We start from the raw sequence: 601 nt of genomic DNA on the forward strand, positions 1-601 counted from the left end.
GAGCGGGGCAGCGCCGTCGTCGATTTCGTGCTGGTCTCGTTGCTGATCGTGGCGCTGCTGCTGGCGGTGCTGCAGGTGGCGGTGTACGTGCACGTGCGCAACGTGGTGGCGGCGAGCGCGCAGGAGGGTGCGCGGTACGCGGCGGCCGCCGACGTCGATTCCGGCTACGGGGCCGCGCGCACGGTGGAGGTGGTGGCGCGGGCGACGTCGGAGCAGACCGCGCGCGGGCTGGCCTGCACGTCGGGGGAGGAGGCCGATCCCTCCGGCGCGACGCTGGTGGTGGTGCGCTGCTCGGGGTCGGTGCCCTCGCTGCTGGCGGCGTTGGGGAACCTGCTGCCGCTGGAGGTCACCGGCCGGGCGATGAAGGAGGCCGGGTGAGGTGGCTGCGCGCCCGCCTCGGGCAGCTGGAGGGTGAGCGCGGGTCGGCGCTGGTGGAGTTCGTGTTCATCGCCCTGGTGGTGTTCGTGCCGCTGGTCTACGTGGTGGCGGGGTTCTCGGCGGTGCAGCGGGGGGTGTTCGCCTCGCAGGCCGCGGCCCGGGAGGCGGGGCGGGCGATGGGCACCGCGCCGGACCCGGCGACGGGGCAGGAGCGGGCGCTGCG

1 protein-coding gene and 1 pseudogene are annotated in these 601 nt (G+C 75.7%); both read left to right on the plus strand.

Annotation, left to right across the window (positions count from 1 at the left end):
- A partial coding sequence (locus ACI79K_RS21110; RefSeq protein ID WP_456600682.1) for a TadE/TadG family type IV pilus assembly protein occupies positions 1 to 378 on the plus strand: 378 nt, incomplete at its 5' end.
- Positions 375 to 601: pseudogene (locus ACI79K_RS21115) on the plus strand (hypothetical protein); the annotation flags it as partial. The gene ACI79K_RS21110 and the pseudogene ACI79K_RS21115, both read left to right, overlap by 4 nt.

It is taken from the genome of Blastococcus sp. SYSU DS0616, from assembly GCF_054051015.1.